The organism is Sulfitobacter sp. L-8 (assembly GCF_056859255.1).
In genome coordinates this window covers 247,616-265,908 of the sequence record NZ_JBSXOD010000045.1, presented here as the reverse complement: position 1 = coordinate 265,908, position 18,293 = coordinate 247,616, and the positions used below count along the sequence as shown (strand labels likewise).

Annotated in this window: 16 protein-coding genes; 7 read left to right on the top strand and 9 right to left on the bottom strand. The window is 57.7% G+C overall.

Features of this window, described 5'->3' with window-relative positions:
• Nucleotides 1–45: 45 nt before the first annotated feature.
• The 6 genes from AC13DE_RS09430 to AC13DE_RS09405 form a co-directional block, all read right to left on the bottom strand.
• Nucleotides 46–882 carry an ABC transporter ATP-binding protein gene (locus tag AC13DE_RS09430; protein ID WP_446295719.1) on the bottom strand — a complete coding sequence of 279 codons (837 nt, stop codon included), beginning with the start codon at nt 880–882 and terminating at the stop codon, nt 46–48.
• A 74-nt stretch (nt 883–956) separates the two neighbouring features.
• Nucleotides 957–2,237 (bottom strand): ABC transporter substrate-binding protein, encoded by a 1,281-nt coding sequence (locus AC13DE_RS09425; RefSeq protein ID WP_446295721.1) that lies wholly within the window; start codon nt 2,235–2,237, stop codon nt 957–959.
• Between the two features lie 94 nt (nt 2,238–2,331).
• Nucleotides 2,332–3,408 (bottom strand): branched-chain amino acid ABC transporter permease, encoded by a 1,077-nt coding sequence (locus tag AC13DE_RS09420; protein ID WP_446295722.1) that lies wholly within the window; start codon nt 3,406–3,408, stop codon nt 2,332–2,334.
• Between the two features lie 76 nt (nt 3,409–3,484).
• Entirely contained in the window at nt 3,485–4,474 is a 990-nt protein-coding gene (locus AC13DE_RS09415; protein WP_446295723.1) for a branched-chain amino acid ABC transporter permease, read from the bottom strand.
• Nucleotides 4,475–4,509: 35 nt separating this feature from the next.
• Entirely contained in the window at nt 4,510–5,328 is an 819-nt protein-coding gene (locus AC13DE_RS09410; protein ID WP_446295724.1) for an ABC transporter ATP-binding protein, read from the bottom strand.
• A 79-nt stretch (nt 5,329–5,407) separates the two neighbouring features.
• Nucleotides 5,408–7,378, bottom strand: coding sequence for an AMP-binding protein (locus AC13DE_RS09405; RefSeq protein WP_483047657.1), 1,971 nt, complete (start codon nt 7,376–7,378; stop codon nt 5,408–5,410).
• A gap of 206 nt (nt 7,379–7,584) precedes the next feature.
• On the opposite strand from AC13DE_RS09405, the gene AC13DE_RS09400 reads away from it, so the two are divergent.
• The 3 genes from AC13DE_RS09400 to AC13DE_RS09390 are packed head-to-tail and all read left to right on the top strand — an operon-like array spanning nt 7,585 to nt 10,654.
• Complete coding sequence (locus AC13DE_RS09400) at nt 7,585–9,495, top strand: hybrid sensor histidine kinase/response regulator (protein ID WP_483047656.1); 1,911 nt, start codon at nt 7,585–7,587, stop codon at nt 9,493–9,495.
• Nucleotides 9,492–10,193, top strand: a complete 702-nt coding sequence (locus AC13DE_RS09395) for a response regulator transcription factor (protein ID WP_446295727.1) — start codon at nt 9,492–9,494, stop codon at nt 10,191–10,193. Before AC13DE_RS09400 ends, AC13DE_RS09395 begins: the two co-directional genes overlap by 4 nt.
• Nucleotides 10,184–10,654, top strand: coding sequence for a GNAT family N-acetyltransferase (locus AC13DE_RS09390; protein WP_483047655.1), 471 nt, complete (start codon nt 10,184–10,186; stop codon nt 10,652–10,654). Before AC13DE_RS09395 ends, AC13DE_RS09390 begins: the two co-directional genes overlap by 10 nt.
• Here AC13DE_RS09390 and AC13DE_RS09385 read toward each other — a convergent pair.
• Nucleotides 10,651–11,409 (bottom strand): enoyl-CoA hydratase/isomerase family protein, encoded by a 759-nt coding sequence (locus tag AC13DE_RS09385; protein ID WP_483047654.1) that lies wholly within the window; start codon nt 11,407–11,409, stop codon nt 10,651–10,653. The genes AC13DE_RS09390 and AC13DE_RS09385 overlap by 4 nt on opposite strands.
• A 124-nt stretch (nt 11,410–11,533) precedes the next feature.
• Here AC13DE_RS09385 and AC13DE_RS09380 point away from each other — a divergent pair, with 124 nt between their 5' ends.
• Nucleotides 11,534–11,860, top strand: coding sequence for a WGR domain-containing protein (locus tag AC13DE_RS09380; RefSeq protein ID WP_483047653.1), 327 nt, complete (start codon nt 11,534–11,536; stop codon nt 11,858–11,860).
• Here the strand turns inward: AC13DE_RS09380 and AC13DE_RS09375 are convergent.
• Together AC13DE_RS09375 and fdhF are read right to left on the bottom strand one after the other, a co-directional pair.
• Nucleotides 11,750–12,955, bottom strand: coding sequence for a Zn-dependent hydrolase (locus tag AC13DE_RS09375; RefSeq protein ID WP_483047652.1), 1,206 nt, complete (start codon nt 12,953–12,955; stop codon nt 11,750–11,752). The two genes, AC13DE_RS09380 and AC13DE_RS09375, sit on opposite strands and share 111 nt — an antisense overlap.
• A 2-nt stretch (nt 12,956–12,957) precedes the next feature.
• Nucleotides 12,958–15,726, bottom strand: a complete 2,769-nt coding sequence (gene fdhF / locus AC13DE_RS09370; RefSeq protein WP_483047651.1) for a formate dehydrogenase subunit alpha — start codon at nt 15,724–15,726, stop codon at nt 12,958–12,960.
• Nucleotides 15,727–15,938: 212 nt separating this feature from the next.
• On the opposite strand from fdhF, the gene AC13DE_RS09365 reads away from it, so the two are divergent.
• Genes AC13DE_RS09365 through AC13DE_RS09355 form a run of 3 tightly spaced genes read left to right on the top strand, consistent with a single transcriptional unit; the run spans nt 15,939 to nt 18,282 of the window.
• Nucleotides 15,939–16,592, top strand: a complete 654-nt coding sequence (locus AC13DE_RS09365) for a histidine phosphatase family protein (RefSeq protein ID WP_446295732.1) — start codon at nt 15,939–15,941, stop codon at nt 16,590–16,592.
• 11 nt (nt 16,593–16,603) lie between these two features.
• A complete protein-coding gene (locus AC13DE_RS09360) occupies nt 16,604–17,224 on the top strand; it encodes a glutathione S-transferase family protein (RefSeq protein WP_446313280.1) in 621 nt (206 codons plus the stop codon).
• The gene (locus tag AC13DE_RS09355; protein WP_483047650.1) at nt 17,221–18,282 is read left to right on the top strand and encodes a saccharopine dehydrogenase; all 1,062 of its coding nucleotides are present in this window, start codon (nt 17,221–17,223) and stop codon (nt 18,280–18,282) included. Before AC13DE_RS09360 ends, AC13DE_RS09355 begins: the two co-directional genes overlap by 4 nt.
• The last annotated feature ends 11 nt before the right edge of the window (nt 18,283–18,293 follow it).

Genomic DNA, 18,293 nt, shown 5'->3' with positions numbered 1-18,293 from the left:
CTCGTCATTCATATTGGTAATCGGGCTACACGAAGCGTTCAGTCCTCAGCTCAGCCAGCGCTTGCGGCGCCGATAGCTGCGCACATCTCGAAACGATTTGCGCCCCTCATCGGACATCCCAAGGTAGAACTCTTTCACATCCTGGTTTTCACGCAGATCAGCCGCAGGCCCATCCATGACCACGCGACCCGATTCCAGGATATAGCCGTAATGCGCAAAGCGCAGCGCGACGTTGGTATTCTGTTCAGCCAAAAGAAACGTCACGCCTTCTTTTTCATTGACCGACTTCACGATTTCAAAAATCTGTTCAACCAGCTGGGGTGCCAACCCCATGGAGGGCTCATCCAGCAGGATGGTTTCGGGGCGCGACATCAATGCACGACCAATCGCGCACATCTGCTGTTCTCCGCCCGACGTATACCCCGCCTGCGATTTGCGGCGTTCGTGCAGACGTGGAAAATAACTATAGACCATTTCAAGATCGCGGGCGATCGCGGCTTTGCCGTCGCTACGGGTATATGCCCCGGTCAACAGGTTTTCTTCGATGGTAAGGTGTTCGAAACAGTGCCGGCCCTCCATCACCTGCACCACGCCCCGCTTCACCATATCGGCGGGATCAGACTTATGTATGGGCACGTTGCGATACTTGATCGACCCTTTGGTAACCTCGCCCCGCTCTGAATGCAGCAGGTTCGAAATCGCTTTCAACGTGGTTGTCTTGCCCGCGCCATTGCCGCCCAGCAACGCCGTGATGCCGCCCTTGGGGACCTTCAGGCTCACGCCCTTAAGCACCAGAATGACCGAGTTATAGATCACTTCGATATTGTTGACCTCAAGAAGGGTCTCGACCTGCGCGTCGGGTGTCGGTGTGGCATCCAGCATGGGTGTCTCTTTCATAGATGGCAGTTGTCAGGATACGGCGGCGGTGCCGCCGCATCCCCATTCCCAGACTTGGCCTAGCAGCCCGGTGTAATACCGGACTCAGCTGCGAAGGCCGCTGCATCTTCTGCAATCAGGGGCTTCAGCACGTCCTGGTCAGACTGGACATACTCGGTGATCAAGTTCCAGCTGTCCGCGGCTGCGTCCCACTGGGATACCGCAACAAGACCATTACCGCCGTGGTTTTCACACGATACGGTAAACTCAGGGCCAAAGTTCGGCAGCCCCAGTTCGGACATCTTGGCTTCGGTGATCTCAAGCGCTTCCATACCGTCGCGCATCTGTGCCGGCGTCAGGGTTTTGGTGTTGTGGATCCCCTGAGCGGTTTTCGCAGCTTCAGCAGCCAGCATCGCTGCATACAGACCCCGGTTATACAAAGCCGTACCGATCTGGTCTCCCGCACCGGCAGCCTTGCCCGCATCCACAACAAACTTCTGGATGTCCGCAAACACCGGGAAATCGTCGCCGACATTGTGGAACGTCAAGGCTTTGTAGCCATTGGCCTTGTCGCCCGCAGGGCGCACGTCGTTTTCGGATCCCGACCACCAGATGCCGATGAACTGATCCATTGGATACCGGATGTTTGCCGCTTCCTGAATGGCGACCTGGTTCATCACGCCCCAGCCGTACATGATCACGTTGTCCGGCTTCTCGCGGCGGATCTGCAGCCACTGCGATTTCTGCTCCTGACCGGGATGGTCAACGGGCAGCAGGGACAATTCAAAACCGTGCTTCTTGCTCAGTTCTTCCAAGGTGCGGATCGGCTCTTTGCCATAGGCCGAATTGTGATAGACCAACGCGATTTTCTTGCCTTCAAGGCTGCCGCCATTGATGTCCAGCAGATGCTTGATCGCAACCGATGCACCGTCCCAGTAATTCGCGGGATAGTTAAAGATGTTCTTGAACACTGAACCGTCTTTCGCAGATGTACGGCCATACCCCATCGAATGAACAGGAATGCCGTCGGCGGTCGCCTTCGGGATCAACTGATAGGTAATGCCCGTCGACAGTGGCTGATACACCAGCGCACCTTCGCCCTTGGTGCTTTCATAGCACTCGACACCCTTTTCCGTGTTATAGCCGGTTTCGCATTCGATCATGCGGATCGGTTCGCCCCCGATACCGCCGTCACGTTCGTTCAACAGCGTGAAATAATCAGCATAGCCATCGGCAAACGGAATACCATTTGCCGCATAAGGCCCGGTACGATAGCTGAGCGATGGGAATACAAGCTCGGCCATGGCAGGCCCTGCGGCCAGTGCAGCGCCAAGCGCCAGTGTCGTAAGTTTCAGTTTCATCGGTGTTTCCTCCCTTAGGTATATCCGATCGTGCCGGGTTACTCCCGGTCGTCTTTTTCGGCCGTGGGTCACCCCTCCGACCTATGGTCTTTCCCTAATGCGGGAACGGCCACAATCTCAGTTTCTCCTTCGCCACCCGCCACAATTGCGCAAGGCCATGGGGTTCCGCGATCAGAAACACGATAATCAGCCCCCCAACGATAACAAGCTGCAAATGCGCGACGATATCGGTCGGCCAGCCCAACCAGTCAACGCCGACAATTTTCAAGGCAACCGGCAACAAGACCAGAAACGCGGCACCTGCGAAGCTACCGAAAATGGACCCCAAACCGCCGATGATGATCATGAACAGCACCAGGAATGACTTTTGGATGCCAAACACCTCGCCGACCTCCACCGCACCAAGGTAGATGGCGAAAAACAGCGCCCCCGAGATACCGATGAAAAAGGAGCTGACCGCAAACGCCGTCAACTTGGCACGCAGCGGGTTCACACCGATGATCTCCGCCGCAATATCCATATCCCGGATCGCCATCCATTTGCGCCCCATGGACCCTCGCGTCAAATTGCGCGCGACATAGGCGCTGGCAATCACGAACATCAGACAAAAAAGATACGTCGCCCACGCCTGCGTATTCGGCCCGGAGATCTCGATCCCGAAAAAGGTCCGCTCAGGTGCGCTGATCTGTCCAGACGCCGAATAGTTGTAGAACCACGGCACGCGGTTGAACAGCCACACCAGAAAAAACTGCGCCGCCAATGTCGCCACCGCAAGATAGAATCCCTTGATCCGCAACGACGGCAACCCAAAGATCACACCGACAAGGGCTGTGATCAGCCCAGATAACAGGACAAGGATTACCATGCTGACATCGGGAAAGCTGGTCATCAATTTATAGCAGGCGTAGGCACCCACCGCCATGAAACCGCCGGTACCCAAGCTGACCTGCCCGCAATACCCGACGAGAATATTCAATCCGATCGCAGCGATCGCATAGATCAAAAACGGCAGGAAAAGCGAATTTACCCAGTAGTCGTTGATAAAAAAGGGGATGATGACGATAGCAGTGAACAACACAAGATAATAACGGTACCGATCAAACTTGATCGGAAACGTTTGGCTGTCCTCAGGATATGAGGTGCTGAAATCCCCGGCTTCACGATAGAACATTCAAACTGCCCCCTGCTTCCAGATGGTAAAAAATCCCGGGGTCCGGGGCAGCGCCCCGGTCCGCCGATGGCAAAGATCACACCCGTTCAATGATCTTCTCCCCGAACAAGCCCTGCGGGCGGAACACCAGGAAAATAAGCGCCAGCATGTAAGCGAACCAATTTTCGGTGGCCCCGCCAAGAAAGGGTGCTCCGATCAAGAATTCGAACAGCTTCTCGCCCACCCCGATGATTAAACCGCCGACAATGGCCCCGGGAATAGATGTGAACCCGCCGAGCATCAGCACCGGCAACGCCTTGAGCGCGATCAACGACAAGGAAAACTGCACGCCAGATTTGGTCCCCCACATGATCCCCGCGACAAGGGCGACAAAACCCGCCAGCGACCATACCAATATCCAGATAAAATTCAGCGACACGCCCACCGATAGCGCAGCCTGATGATCATCGGCGACGGCCCGCATCGCGCGCCCCTGTTTGGTGTATTGCGCGAACATCACCAGAATGATCACCAGCAAAGCCGCGATGATACTGGCAACGATATCAAGGTTATCGATGAAGAAACCGTAGCCCAAAGAGTTGAACGTCGTGTCGTCGATCCATGTATTGATCCCTTGTGGCAACCCGACATCAATCGATTTGATGTCGGACCCCCACATCAGGTCCCCCACCCCCTCGAGAAAGTAGGCCAACCCGATTGTCGCCATGAACAAGATGATAGGTTCCTGCCCGACCAGATGCCTGAACACCAACCGCTGCACCGCATAGGCCAACCCGATCATCACCACCATCGTCAGCAAGATCGCCAGAAACGCCGGCGCATTCCATCCAAAATAATGTACATCGGTCCCGAACACCGCATTGATCAGATGGCTGAAGGGCACCTGGCCGTCGATGATCCCTGCCAACGTCAGCGCCGCGAAAAGCGCCATCACGCCTTGGGCATAATTGAAAATACCCGATGCCTTATAGATCAAAACAAAGCCCAGTGCGACCAGCGCATAAAGCACCCCGGCCATTAGACCATTCGCGGTCACTTCTAGCGCAAAGGCCAATTGCTCAGGCATATCAGACCCTCCCCATCCCAAATCCAGTGGCAAAATCAGTCATGTGCAACCCCCAGATAAGCGTCGATAACATCTTGGTTGTTGCGCACCTCATGGGGTGTGCCATCGCCGATCTTTTTGCCGTAATCCATCACGACCACCCGGTCGCTCAAATCCATGACGACGCCCATGTCATGTTCGATCAATGCGATGGTGGTGCCGAATTCATCGTTAACGTCCAGAATAAAGCGGCTCATGTCCTCTTTTTCCTCGACATTCATCCCCGCCATCGGCTCATCCAGCAACAAGATCGACGGCTCCGCCGCCAACGCGCGCGCCAGTTCCACCCGCTTCTTCAACCCGTATGACAGACGCGACACCGGCGTCTTGCGGATCGCCTGAATTTCAAGGAAGTCGATGATCTTTTCAGCGACCTCGCGGTTTTCGGTCTCTTCGCGCTCCGCCTTGCCCTTCCAGATCGACTGCCAGAACATGCCGGTTTTCATGTTGGTCAAACGTCCGGTCATGACATTGTCAAGCACGCTCATTCCTTCGAACAACGCGATGTTCTGAAATGTCCGGGCGATCCCCTGCTGCGCAACCTCATAGGGTTTCATCGGCGCGCGACGGCGTCCTTGATACCAGACCTCGCCATCCTGAGGCACGTAAAAACCGCTGATCACATTCAACATCGATGACTTGCCAGCCCCGTTCGGGCCAATAATTGCACGGATTTCGCCCTGGCGAATATCAAAGGAAATATCCTTGATCGCTTCGACACCACCAAACCGCAATGTGATATTCTTCATCTCCATCACGACCGGTCCAATCTGGCGACCATCCGCAGTGACGTAACCGTCGGCCAAATCGTTCATGCCACACCTTCTTTCCAAATGGTCTTAAAATCCACTGCGCTACAGCAGCGTGCGTTTGCGCCGATTATGGGGATCATCCTCATTCCGCCGCCATCTTCCGGGTATCCGCGAAAACCTTGGCGTCGCGTACCTCTAGCGTCGCCGCGATCGACCCTTTGCGTCCGTCTTCATAGGTCACTTCCGTCACGGTGCTTACCGACGTCGACCCGTCATACAGCGCGCTGATGATATCCGCGAATTTCTCGCCAATGATTTTGCGACGCACCTTGCGTGTACGGGTCAGTTCACCGTCGTCCGCGTCCAGCTCTTTGTGCAGCACGACGAACCGGTGCACCTGACATCCCGACAACATCTCGTCCTCGGCGATCGAGGCGTTGACGGCTTCCACATGACCTTGAATCGTGTCCATTACCTGCGGGTGCCGGGCCAGTTCCTGATAGGATGCATAGCCGATGTTATTGCGCTCGGCCCAGTTGCCCACCGCCGTCAGGTCGATGTTAATAAAGGCTGTGCACGCGTCCAATCCATTGCCGAACACGACAACTTCAAGGATATTTGGAAAGAATTTAAGCTTGTTTTCTACATACTTGGGTGCAAACAGGCTGCCGTCCGCCATGTGCCCGACATCCTTGGCCCGGTCGATAATCCGCAAGTGCCCGGTATCTTGCTCAACAAATCCTGCATCTCCGGTAGCCACCCAGCCTTCGGCGTCCTTGGTGTCTGCGGTGCTTTCGGGGTTCTTGTAATATTCAACGAACACGCCCGGCGAACGGTAAAAGACCTCTCCGCTGTCAGCAATCTTGAGCTCGACTCCGGGGCAAGCCACACCAACCGTGTCACTGCGCACCTCACCATCGGGCTGAGCGGTGATAAAGACAGTTGCCTCGGTCTGACCGTAGAGCTGCTTGAGGTTGATGCCAAGCGACCGATAGAAATCGAAAATCTCGGGGCCGATTGCCTCGCCAGCGGTATAACCGACCCTCACCCTGCTCAGGCCGAGAGTGTTTTTCAGCGGGCCATAGATCATCAGCTCGCCCAAGGCGTATTTGGCGCGGTTCATACTGCTGACCGGGCGGCCATCCAGAATATCCGGCCCGACCTTGCGGGCATGCGCCATGAACTTGTCGAACAACCACTTCTTGAAACGGCTCGCGTCTTCCATGCGGATCATGACGTTGGTCAGTTGCGTTTCAAAGACCCGTGGGGGCGCAAAGTAATACGTCGGCCCGATTTCGCGCAGATCCACGTGCATGGTATCTGCGGACTCGGGGCAATTGGTGCAAAACCCAACCCACAGGGCCTGCCCCACCGAAAAGATGAAATCACCGACCCAAGCCATCGGGAGATAGGCCAGGATGTTATCGGTATGGCGCAGATTATCGAAGGCAGAGGAAGATTTGGCGGTTTCGATGATGTTGCGGTTGCTCAGAACGACACCCTTGGGCTTGCCGGTCGTACCCGAGGTATACAGCATCACGCCGATGCTGTCGTAATTCAGCTTGGCCTGACGGGTCTCCAGTTCTTTGATATGCACGTCACGATTCTCGCGCCCGAGCTGCTGAACGGCACTGTACTGGTCCAAAGCGCTGTGGTCGTATTTCCGAAGGCCACGGGGATCAAGATAGATGATGCGCTCGAACTGGCTCAACTGGTCCTGTACTTCCAGTACCTTATCAACCTGTTCCTGATCGCCGGCAACAACGAAGCGGGCACCGCAGTGGTCCAGCACATAGGCCATCTCTTCCGCATTCGCATCCTGATAGAGCGGCACAGGTACCGCCCCGACCATCTCGGCGGCCATCATGGCCCAATACAGATAGGGGCGATTGCGTCCGGATATCGCGATGAAATCGCCTTCGTTTACGCCAAGCTCCAGAAAACCAAGCGCGAGGGCTTCGACCTCCTCTCGGGTTTGCGCCCAGGTCCAGCTTTGCCAGATGCCATATTCCTTTTCACGGTACGCTGGGGCGTTCGCGAATTGCTTTGCATTACGATGCAACAGCGCCGGAACGGACTGAGGTCCGTCGGCGCTCACAAGCGTGTAGGCCAAATGTCTTCCTCCCAATGCCTGCTCTTATTTGGCAGGTCGATCACTGATGCGATTCTAGTGTCACACCACGATGTTCATCAGATGCTCGACGTCAACTTTTACATAAACATGTCGGAATTCTAACGAATTGTAACAAGCGCCATTTCCACCTGACCCTTTGCGCCGATCTGCGGTTGGTGCTAGCCATTTAGCCGGGGGAGTATTGAATGAAATCCGACGACAAGTTGACCGATGTGATGACGGCCGCCGGGCTGAACCTGATCGCCCAGGCACTGACGATCTATGATGCGGATCTTCGGCTGGTTTTGTGCAATGCACCGTTCCAGCAAATGTTCGATCTTCCCAAGGCGCTTGTCACGCCGGGGGCCAGCTTTGAAGAAACCATCACCCATCTTGCCCGGTCCGGTGAATACGGCGATGTTGCCGATGTAAAGGCCTTCGTGGCTGAGCGAGTGCTACAGGCCCGCGCCTTTGAGCCACATTACATGGAACGGACCCGTGCCAACGGACGGACGATTTCCGTAGAGGGATCACCTCTTCCGCAAGGGGGGTGGGTAACAGTCTATACAGATATTTCCCGTACCAAACAGCAAGAAGCGTTGTTGCGCGCCCGTTCCGATGCCTTGTCCGGTCAGGTTCTGGCCCATGCCGAAGAACTATCCGCGACGAACCGCGAACTTGCGGCGATGAACACCGCGCTGGAAGAAGCCAAACGGCAGTTGATCCTCTCCGAGGCACGCACCCGACTGACAACCGAGATGATGCCGGCGCATATCGCCCATGTCGATGGCGATGCGCGCTATACCTATTCCAACCGCCGCCTTGCGTCGGTCATGCCGGGACGCCCCGAAGAACTGATCGGCAAACCGATTTCCGAGGTACTGGGACCACAGGCCTATAATTGTGTCGCACCGGCTCTTGAGCAGGCTTTTGCGGGAAAGTTGTCGGTTATCGAATTCACCGACGAGGCGAGTGCAAGACGTATACGCGGTGCATTCACACCCGACACGCGCGGGGGTGTCTATATTCTGTCGATGGACGTCACCGAAGAAACCCAAAATCGGGTTGCGCTACAGCAAACGCACCGCCGCGAAATGGCAGCCCAGGTCATTTCAGGGCTGGCGCATGATTTCTCGAACCTGTTGACGATCATACTTGGCTTGCAATCGCGGTTGGGGCGGCTTGACGACCTGCCCGCCACCGCTGTTCCGCTAATCGAAGGCACCTTGGCCGCCGCGCGGCGTGGTGGAGCGTTGCTCAGTACGATTGCCGATATGACAGGGGCGCGAACGCTGCGGCCCACGGCAACACATATCGGTCGGATGCTGGATGATCTGACCCTATTGGCCGGTCCGACCCTCCCCGCAGGCATGACACTGGATATCGCCAATCACATGCCCGATCAGGCGGTGTTATTGGACAGCGGACTTGTGCAGGACGGATTGTTGAACCTGATCCTCAACGCGCGGGATGCATGCGGAGGTACGGGCCGGATCACGCTTGAGGTGAAACCGGTGCACGAGACATGGATCGAATGCACTCTACGTGATACCGGGCCGGGGTTCTCCAAGTCGGCATTGGCACACGGTTTTGAACCCTTTTTCACCACGAAAGGTGCGGAAGGCTCGGGGTTGGGGCTTCCGATGGTGTACGACATGGTGAAATCTGCCGGCGGCGATCTTCGTTTAAGCAATGTCGATGACGGCGCGTTGGTCACGATGCGCCTGCCCTACCGGCCTGCCGTATCTGCGACGACGGGCTTGGTGCTGCTGGTCGAAGATGCCGATGATCTCCGCGCGTTGGTGCGCGATATGCTGATCGGGCTTGGGCATTCGGTGATCGAAGCTGCTTCGGCGGACGAAGCGATGGCGCTGTTGGCCGATCTACCCGACATCGCCCTGATCCTGTCTGACATCCAACTGATGGGCGAAGCCACCGGCCTTGATCTTGCCAAACGCCTGCCACCTGACGCACCGCCGCTTGTGCTGATGACATCGCTTCCCGTTGACGATACGCAATTCCTTGCGGCTCAGGCGATCGCACCGGTGCTACGCAAACCCTTTGATATCAAAGACCTCACTGCTTTGATCGCCCCTTCAGAATTGGCCGCTCAATGAAACGTCCTCTTGTTACCATCCTCGATGACGAACCCGAAATTCGCACCCTGTTGTCCGAAGTGCTGGAAGAGGCAGGCTTTGACACCCTTAGCTTTGGTCGGGCGCGGGCGTTCGAGGCCGCACTAGCCACCCACACGCCCGATGTATGTCTCGTTGATCTGTCGCTTCCCGATACCGATGGGCTGACGGTCGTGCACCGACTGGCGCTGGAACAAGGTGCAATCGTCATCATTATCTCGGGGCGCGCGCAGGTCCAGGATCGTGTGACGGGGCTGGAGCTTGGGGCCGACGACTATATTATCAAACCTTTCGACCCTACCGAGGTCGTTGCAAGGATACGCGCGCGCCTGCGCGGCACCAAATCTGTGTCCCAGGCCGGTACAGTGGCAAGTTTCAATGGTTGGAAAGCCAATTTCAATCGGTACGCCCTTGTGGACGATACCGGCGCGGAAACGCCGTTTTCCCATGCCGAAGGCGAAGTTTTACGGCTGTTCCTGGATGCGCCCAAACGCTTGCTTAGCCGGGCCCAGATGCAAACCAGCTTGGGCGGCGTCGCTTCAGAAAGCTTTGACCGGGCGATTGATGTACGGATATCGCGCCTGCGCACAAAGCTGCGCGAAGACCCCAAGAACCCGCAACTGATCAAGACGATATACGGGGCAGGCTATATCTTCCTGGGAGATGTCGCTTGGACCTGACACCTCATCAAATCCCTGAAGACAGTCCGATGATGGGCGATCTGCTGCGTCTGATGCGCGATTGCTTTGCGTATATGGAAGGGCGCATCGACCCGCCCAGTTCCTTGGGCAAGACCACCCTTGCCAGCTTGCGAACCACCGCAGCCGAGGCAGAGATCTGGGCGATCGGCATGCCGCCAGTTGCCTGTATGATCCTGTCCCCCAGAACCGGTACATTGTATCTAGGCAAGATCTGCGTTGCCCCGTCGCACCGGCAACTGGGGCTGTCGCGTCACCTGGTTGAACAGGCAGAAAGAACCGCCCGCCGCCTTAACCTACCCACGCTGGAGCTGCAAACCCGGGTCGAACTCGTCGATAATCGCGCGACATTCAAAGCCCTTGGCTTTTCCGAGCACGCCCGTACAGCGCACCCGGGTTATGATCGACCGACCAGTATCACCATGCGCAAACCAGTGGTTTAACCCCCAAGCATTGACCGCATGGCGGGTACTGTTTCATCGGTAAACCACCCGCCCTCAGGCGCATTCGCACCTGCTGCGATACCGCCTTCGATACGATCAATGACTGAACCCCTGATCTGGCGCTTTACCGACGCATATGTGTTGGGCGGAATTTTTCCCAAAGCTGCGGCCTCTGCCAAAGCCTCCTGCAACAGCGTTTCAGCAGGCACTACCTTATCCACGATACCGGAAATTTTCGCCTCGTCGGCGGTTATGGGCTGCCCTGTCATCATTAACCTGCGCAGATCATTGGGCGACAGCATAGCCCGCGCGATCTCAAGCGGGCCAAGCGGGAAATCGGCACCAACCCGCACTTCGGCCAGACCGAAGGATGCAGCGGGGGCCGCCACGCGTACGTCGCTGGAAAGTACATAGAACAACCCGCCAGCGATCGCGGCACCGTTCACTGCGACAACCGTAGGTTTGCTGCATTTGAATAGCGCCAGAAAACCCTGATTCAGTCCTTTGACAATCGCGTGTTGTTCCGCAACACCGAATGTCTGGGCCTGCTTCAGGTTCAGCCCTGCGGAAAACACCTTGCACGACGACGCAATCATAACCGCACGCACCGTGTCGTCAGTCTCGAGCCTTTCGATCAACGTTGCAAACGCCATCAGGTTTTCGGCGGTCAGCGCGTTGACGGGGGCCGCGTCAAGGGTGATGCAAGCGACCCCGCCGGGATGGTCGCTCAGAATAAGTGAAGTGTCATCGGTCATGGGTTTGCTCCGGTTTCTGCCACGCCCAGGGTTTCAGGCAAAACGGTCAAGGTCACCTGTTTTCTGACGATAGCTGCAATGTTTTTCGTTGCGCCCCCTGCCTACGGCCAGTTAGATTCAATCTATGATCGAATGCCTGCTTTACCGAACCAACACTGCCCAACGTCGGCTTTTCTATCGCGTCGAAATCGCAATGAACCTGTTCAACGAAGTTTCAGTCATGCGCGAATGGGGATTTGCGGGCAGTCAGCCGAAAGCCATCATTCAGTGCTTTGGCAACCTCCGCGAAGCCTCTCGGGTGGCAGACCGCTACCGTACCATGGCCGAGCGGCGTGGATATCTAAGGCATAGACCCCAGGCGATCCACGGCCTCGGCCAGCACCCGCACGCCGGCAACCAGATCACCTTCGGCGGTATCCTCTTCGAAGGTGTGGCTGACGCCGCCGATTGACGGTACAAACAACATCGCCACCGGCATAAGCCGCGACACATTCGTCGCGTCATGCAATGCGCCCGATGGCATGGTGCGCCAATTGTCCGGGGCCACGGTGTCGGCACCTGCCTCAAGAGCGCTGCGCAGCCTGCTGTCCATCGCAACAGGCTCCAACCCCAGCATGGTGCCAAAGCTTAGTTTCATCCCGTGATCGTCGGCAATTTCGGATGCTGTATTTCGGATGACCTGCTCTATACGGGCCAGGCGATCTGTATCGGCATCGCGCCACTGCATTGAAAACACGGCGCGCCCCGGCACGATGGACGACGCGTTGGGGTGCAGTGATACGTGTCCGATGGTCCACACGCTTTGCGGCGTGACGATATTGCGCAGTCGTTCGTTCAATGCGGCGTTAAAGGCGGATACAGCCTGAAATGCGTCGCGGCGCAGGTGCATCGGAGTGGTACCCGCATGGTTCTGCTGCCCATCAAAAGTAACTTTCATATCGCGTATTCCGACGATATCGGTAACGACCCCGATCTGTTCGCCGCTGGTATCCAGCGTCGGACCTTGCTCGATATGCAACTCGATGAAACCGGTAAATTGGTCTGCCGATACATCGCCCGTGACCATTTCCACTATGGCCTGTCGCGCCTCTGACAAAGCGACACCGCCGTGATCGGTCAACCGATCGGCCTCGGACAGCGTCAGATGCCCGCCCCAGACAGCGCTGCCCGTCGTCACGCCAAACCGGCCTTCTTCGTCCTGAAACGACACGACAGAAACAGCCGGCCCCCCAGCCTCGGCCGCGGCACGTGCGACTTCAAGAGCAGCAATCACCCCAAGCGCGCCGTCCAGCCAGCCGCCTTCGGGCTGACTGTCGGAATGGGACCCCATCAGCAACGACGGCCCCCCCGCTAACCCGAAAAGATTGCCCATGGCATCGACCTGCACGTGCAGGCCTGCATCGCGCATCCGCTGCGCCAGCCATTGCCGCGCAGCAACATCGGCGTCACTGTAGGCCGGTCGGACCACGCCCTTGCCCACCCCCGCAGCCCCGAAACTGCGAAGCGTATGGAGGTCCGCAAGAAAGCGCTCGGGGTTGATCTGCATGTTTACTCCGCTGCTACCGGCCCGTTGACCGCTTCTACCTTGACGGCCGAGAATTTAAACTCGGGGATTTTGCCGTAAGGGTCAACCGCCGGATTTGTCAGAATATTTGCCGCCGCTTCTACATAGGCAAACGGCAGGAACACCATATCGGGCGATACGGCGCGGTCTTCGCGTGCCATGATTTCGATTGTTCCCCGCTTGGTGGACAGACGAATATGATCGCCCGGAATGACCCCCAGCTTGCGCAGGGTAGACGGATGGAGCGAGCAGTTCGCCTCGGGTTCCAATTCGTCCAGAACCGCAGACCTGCGCGTCATCGACCCGGTATGCCAATGCTCCAGCTGACGACCGGTGGTCAGGATCATCGGATAATCCGCATCAGGCGCGTCATCCGGTGCGATGATACTGGCCGGCGTAAACCGCGCGCGTCCGTCCTGTCGGGGGAAGCCATCGGCAAAGACTATCGCCTGCCCTGGATCGGTGGGGCTGGTGGACGGGTAGGTCACCGCGCCCTCGGTCTCCAGCCTGTCCCATGTGATGTTATTGAGCGACGACATATTCAGCTTCATTTCGGCGAAAACCTCGCTCGGGTCGGTATAGGTCCAGCCCAGCCCCAGACGTTTGGCAAGCTCGACCTCGATCCACCAATCCTCTTTCGCGTCGCCGGGCGGCGGCACGGCGGGGCGCCCCATCTGCACCTGACGGTTGGTATTGGTCACCGTGCCGGATTTTTCCGCAAAGGCGCTGGCGGGCAGGATCACATCGGCAAAGTTCGCGGTTTCGGTCAGGAAGATATCCTGCACCACCAGATGATCGAGCTTGGCCAGCGCAGCACGGGCATGTTCCACATCGGGATCGGACATGGCTGGGTTTTCCCCCAGAACATACATGCTGCGGATATCACCATCATGGACCGCGTCCATGATCTCGGTCACGGTCAGGCCCTTCTTGTTGCTGAAATCGCTGCTTTGCCACACCTCGGTAAAAGCAGAGCGGACGCCATCATCGGACACGGGCTGGTAATCGGGCAGGAACATCGGGATCAGCCCCGCGTCGGATGCGCCCTGAACATTGTTCTGCCCCCGCAACGGGTGCAGCCCCGCGCCGGGCCGCCCGATTTGCCCCGTCATCAACGCGAGGGAGATCAGGCAGCGCGAATTATCGGTGCCGTGGATGTGCTGCGAAATGCCCATCCCCCAGAAAATCATCGCCGCATTCGCCCCCGCGAAGGTCCGCGCCACATCGCGCAGCACGTCCGCGTCGATGCCGCAGATCTTGGACATCTTTTCAGGGGTGAAGGTTTTGAGGTGAGCTTTCTCGATCTCCCAGTTTTCGGTGTAGGCCTCGATATACTGTTGATCGTACAGCTTTTCCTCGACGATCACATGCATGATCGCGTTCAGCATCGACACATCGGTACCGGGGCGGAATTGCAGCATGTGTGACGCGTGCCGTTTTAGCGCCTGACCGCGCGGGTCCATCACGATCAGCTTGCCGCCGCGTTTGGCGAATTGCTTGAAGAACGTCGCCGCGACGGGGTGGTTCTCGGTCGGGTTGGCACCGATCACAATCGCAACATCGGCGTTTTCGATCTGGTTGAAGGTCGCGGTGACGGCACCGGATCCGACATTCTCCATCAGCGCCGCCACCGACGAGGCATGGCACAGACGCGTGCAGTGATCGACGTTGTTGTGGCCAAATCCCTGCCGGATGATCTTTTGGAAAAGATAGGCTTCCTCGTTCGTGCATTTAGCCGACCCAAAGCCCGCAACACCAGTGCCGCCGATCTTTTTCATGCCCTGCGCAGCAAATTCCAGCGCCTCGTCCCAGGTGGCTTCGCGGAAGTGGGTTTGCCAATTTCCGGGATCGACATTCAACCCCTTGGCAGGGGCGTCGTCGCGGCGGATCAGCGGTTTGGTCAGACGATGGGGATGGTGGATATAGTCAAAGCCAAAGCGCCCTTTGACGCAAAGCCGCCCTTCGTTCGCGGGACCGTTGATGCCCTCGACATATTTGATTTTCCCGTCCTTGACCTTCAGCGACACCTGACAGCCCACGCCGCAGAACGGGCAGATGCTGTCGACTTCGCTATCGAAATCGGCTCTGTCCCCAACCTGCGCGTCATCGACCACCGTGGCGGGCATCAGCGCCCCCGTGGGGCAGGCCTGCACACATTCACCGCACGCCACACACGAAGACGCGCCCATCGGGTCGGCCATGTCAAACACCGGATAGCTGTCATGCCCGCGACCGGCCATCCCGATCACATCATTGACCTGCACCTCGCGGCAGGCGCGCACACACAGGTTGCACTGGATACAGGCATCAAGGTTCACCCGCATCGCCACATGGCTGTCGTCGAGCAACGGGATACGCCCGCTTTCCAGCTTGGGAAACCGGCTCGCCTCGACCCCCTCCTGTGCGGCCATGTCCCACAGGTGGCTGGATTTATCATGGGCGACTTCGGAGGCGGGCTGGTCCGCGATCAACAGCTCCATCACCATCTTTCGGGCGTTTTCCGACCGCGCGTTGTTTGTGACCACGACCATGCCTTCGGCGGGCTCGCGTAGACAGGATGCCGCCAGATTCCGTTCGCCTTCGATTTCAACCATACAGGCGCGACAGTTTCCGTCAGGTCGATACCCCGGCTTGGGTGTGAAGCACAGATGCGGAATTTTCAGTCCACGCCCGTTTGCGACTTCCCAAATCGTCATACCGGCCTCGGCCTCGACGGTTTCGCCATCCAGCGTAAATGTAACTGTTTCGGCCATCAGACTCTCCTGTAATGCGCCTCTACACTATAGGCGGGCGCATGGAGGCATAGCAGTCATAATCCCGACACCCTGCCCCGTTTTTACGCCACGCCTGTTTCCGATGCGCGCCCAATTGTCCCGTCAGCTAAAAAATGGCCGCGCAAAGGGATCCTGCCCTTCCAACCGGCGCGACCGTTGCCTATCAAAGACTCAGCAACAAAAGGCGCATTATGTCCCACATTACCCTTATCCGTCACGGTCAGGCCAATTCCGAGGCTAAGGACGAAATCAGCTATGATAAGCTAAGCCCGCTTGGCCACGAACAGGCCGCCTGGCTAGGCGATCACCTGCGCCATTCGGAAACCCACCACACCCGCTTATACACTGGCACCCTGCGCCGTCATATCGAAACCGCACAAGGCATGGATACCGGGCTGGAGCCGATCCGCGACGAACGTCTGAACGAATTGCAGTATTTCACGCTCGCGGCGCTGATGGAGCAGCAGCACGGGGTCCCGTTTCCCACCGAACAAGGCAGCTTTGCCAATCACTTGCCTTTGGTTTTCGAGACCTGGAAAAGCGACAAGCTCGAAAACCCGCCGGAGAGTTATTCCAGTTTTGAAGGGCGTATCAAATCCGTCCTCGAAGAAATTTCCGCAGGTGACGGCCCCGCGCTGGTGGTAACGTCTGGCGGATTGATCTCCATGGTGATGGCGCAGGCCATGGGTCTGGGCATTCCGGCAATGTCGCGCATCGCATTGGCGATCATGCACACATCGATGCACCGCCTGTTCCCGATAGGGGGCCACTGGTCACCCGTCCTGTTCAATGCTGTCCCGCATCTTGACACACCTGCACGCCGCGTCGCGCAGACCCACATCTGAAAGGCACTGCCATGCTCAAGCTCTATTACTGCCCCGGCACCATTTCGATTGCAGTCGCGATCACGCTGGAAGAAGCCGGTCTTCCGTATGACGCTATCAAGGTCGATTTCAAAGCAGCACAGCAAACCAAGCCTGAATACCTTGCGATCAACTCCAAAGGGCGCGTGCCCGCGCTGGTACTGGGCGATGGCACGGTTCTGACTGAAACCGGGGCGCTGCTTGAATATATCGCGGCGCTTGTTCCTGCCGCCAACCTGGTACCGCAGCGGCCCGAAGACGCCGCGCACATGCGCAGTGCGATGTACTATCTTGCATCGACCATGCACGTGGCACACGCACATAAAATGCGCGGATCTCGATGGGCGAGCAATCAGGCCAGCTTTGACGACATGACGGCTAAGGTGCCCGAAACCATGGCTGCCAGTGCCGCCCACGTTGCAGCAGAGGTTTTGCGCGGCCCCTATGTCATGAAAGACCAGTTCACCTTGGCTGACCCTTATCTGTTCGTGGTCTGTAACTGGCTGCAAGGTGACGGGGTCGACCCGGCCACATATCCAAAAATTGCTTCATTTCTTGACCACATGGAAGCCCGCGCAAGCGTCAGGACCATCCGCGAAAAGGGCATGCTATGACCCTACCACATCTGTGGGTCCGTGCCGAGCAACGCGACAACGAAACCCGCGTCGGCCTGACCCCGGACGGCGCGGCGGCACTGTTGAACAAGGGTTTCCGCATAACGGTCGAGCAATCTTCATCACGCGTGATCCCGGCCGAACCATATGCCGAGAAGGGCTGCGAGATCGCCGCCGAAAACAGCTGGCCCGAAGCCCCGCGCGACGCAATCGTGTTCGGGCTGAAGGAACTGCCCGACGACGGCACACCGCTGGTTCATAGACACATCATGTTTGGTCATGCCTACAAGGGCCAATCAGCGGGCAGAGTGCTGCTTGAACGTTTCAAGGCCGGCGGCGGCACGCTGTACGATCTGGAGTATCTCACCGACGACAAGGGCCGGCGTGTTGCGGCATTTGGCTATTGGGCGGGTTTTGCGGGGGCTGCGGTGGCGATCGAATGCTGGGTGGCGCAGTCGCGCGGGCGGCACCCTGACCCTATTGCTCCGTATCCTGATGCGAATGTCCTGACGGCAGCGCTGACCAGAAAAATACAGGCGCTCGACGTGGCGATGCCTGACGCGCTGGTCGTCGGCGCACTGGGTCGCGTCGGCAGTGGCGTATCGGACTTGTGCCAGCGATTGGGTATTCGGGTGACAGGGTGGGATATGGCCGAAACCATACACGGCGGGCCTTTTCCTGAAATTCTTGACCACACGTTGTTTTTCAATTGCATCCTCGCAGGCCCCAAAACGCCTGTTTTTGTCGCGCCAGATGCCCCAACAACGCCGCGAAAACTGCGGGTGATCGGCGACATTGCCTGCGATCCGGACAGTGATTTCAACCCTGTTAAGGTTTACGACCGGGCCACAACCTGGGACGAACCTGCGCTGCGTGTCTGCGACAATCCCCCTCTGGATGTGACCGCAATCGACAACCTGCCGTCGATCCTTCCGCTTGAAAGTTCAACAGATTACGCTGCCCAGTTGTTGCCCACCCTGGTCGAGCTGCAGAACACCGACGCAGCGGTTTGGGCCAGAGCCAAAGCCATATTTGACCAGCATATCTTGCGTGTCTGACCCGAAAGGAC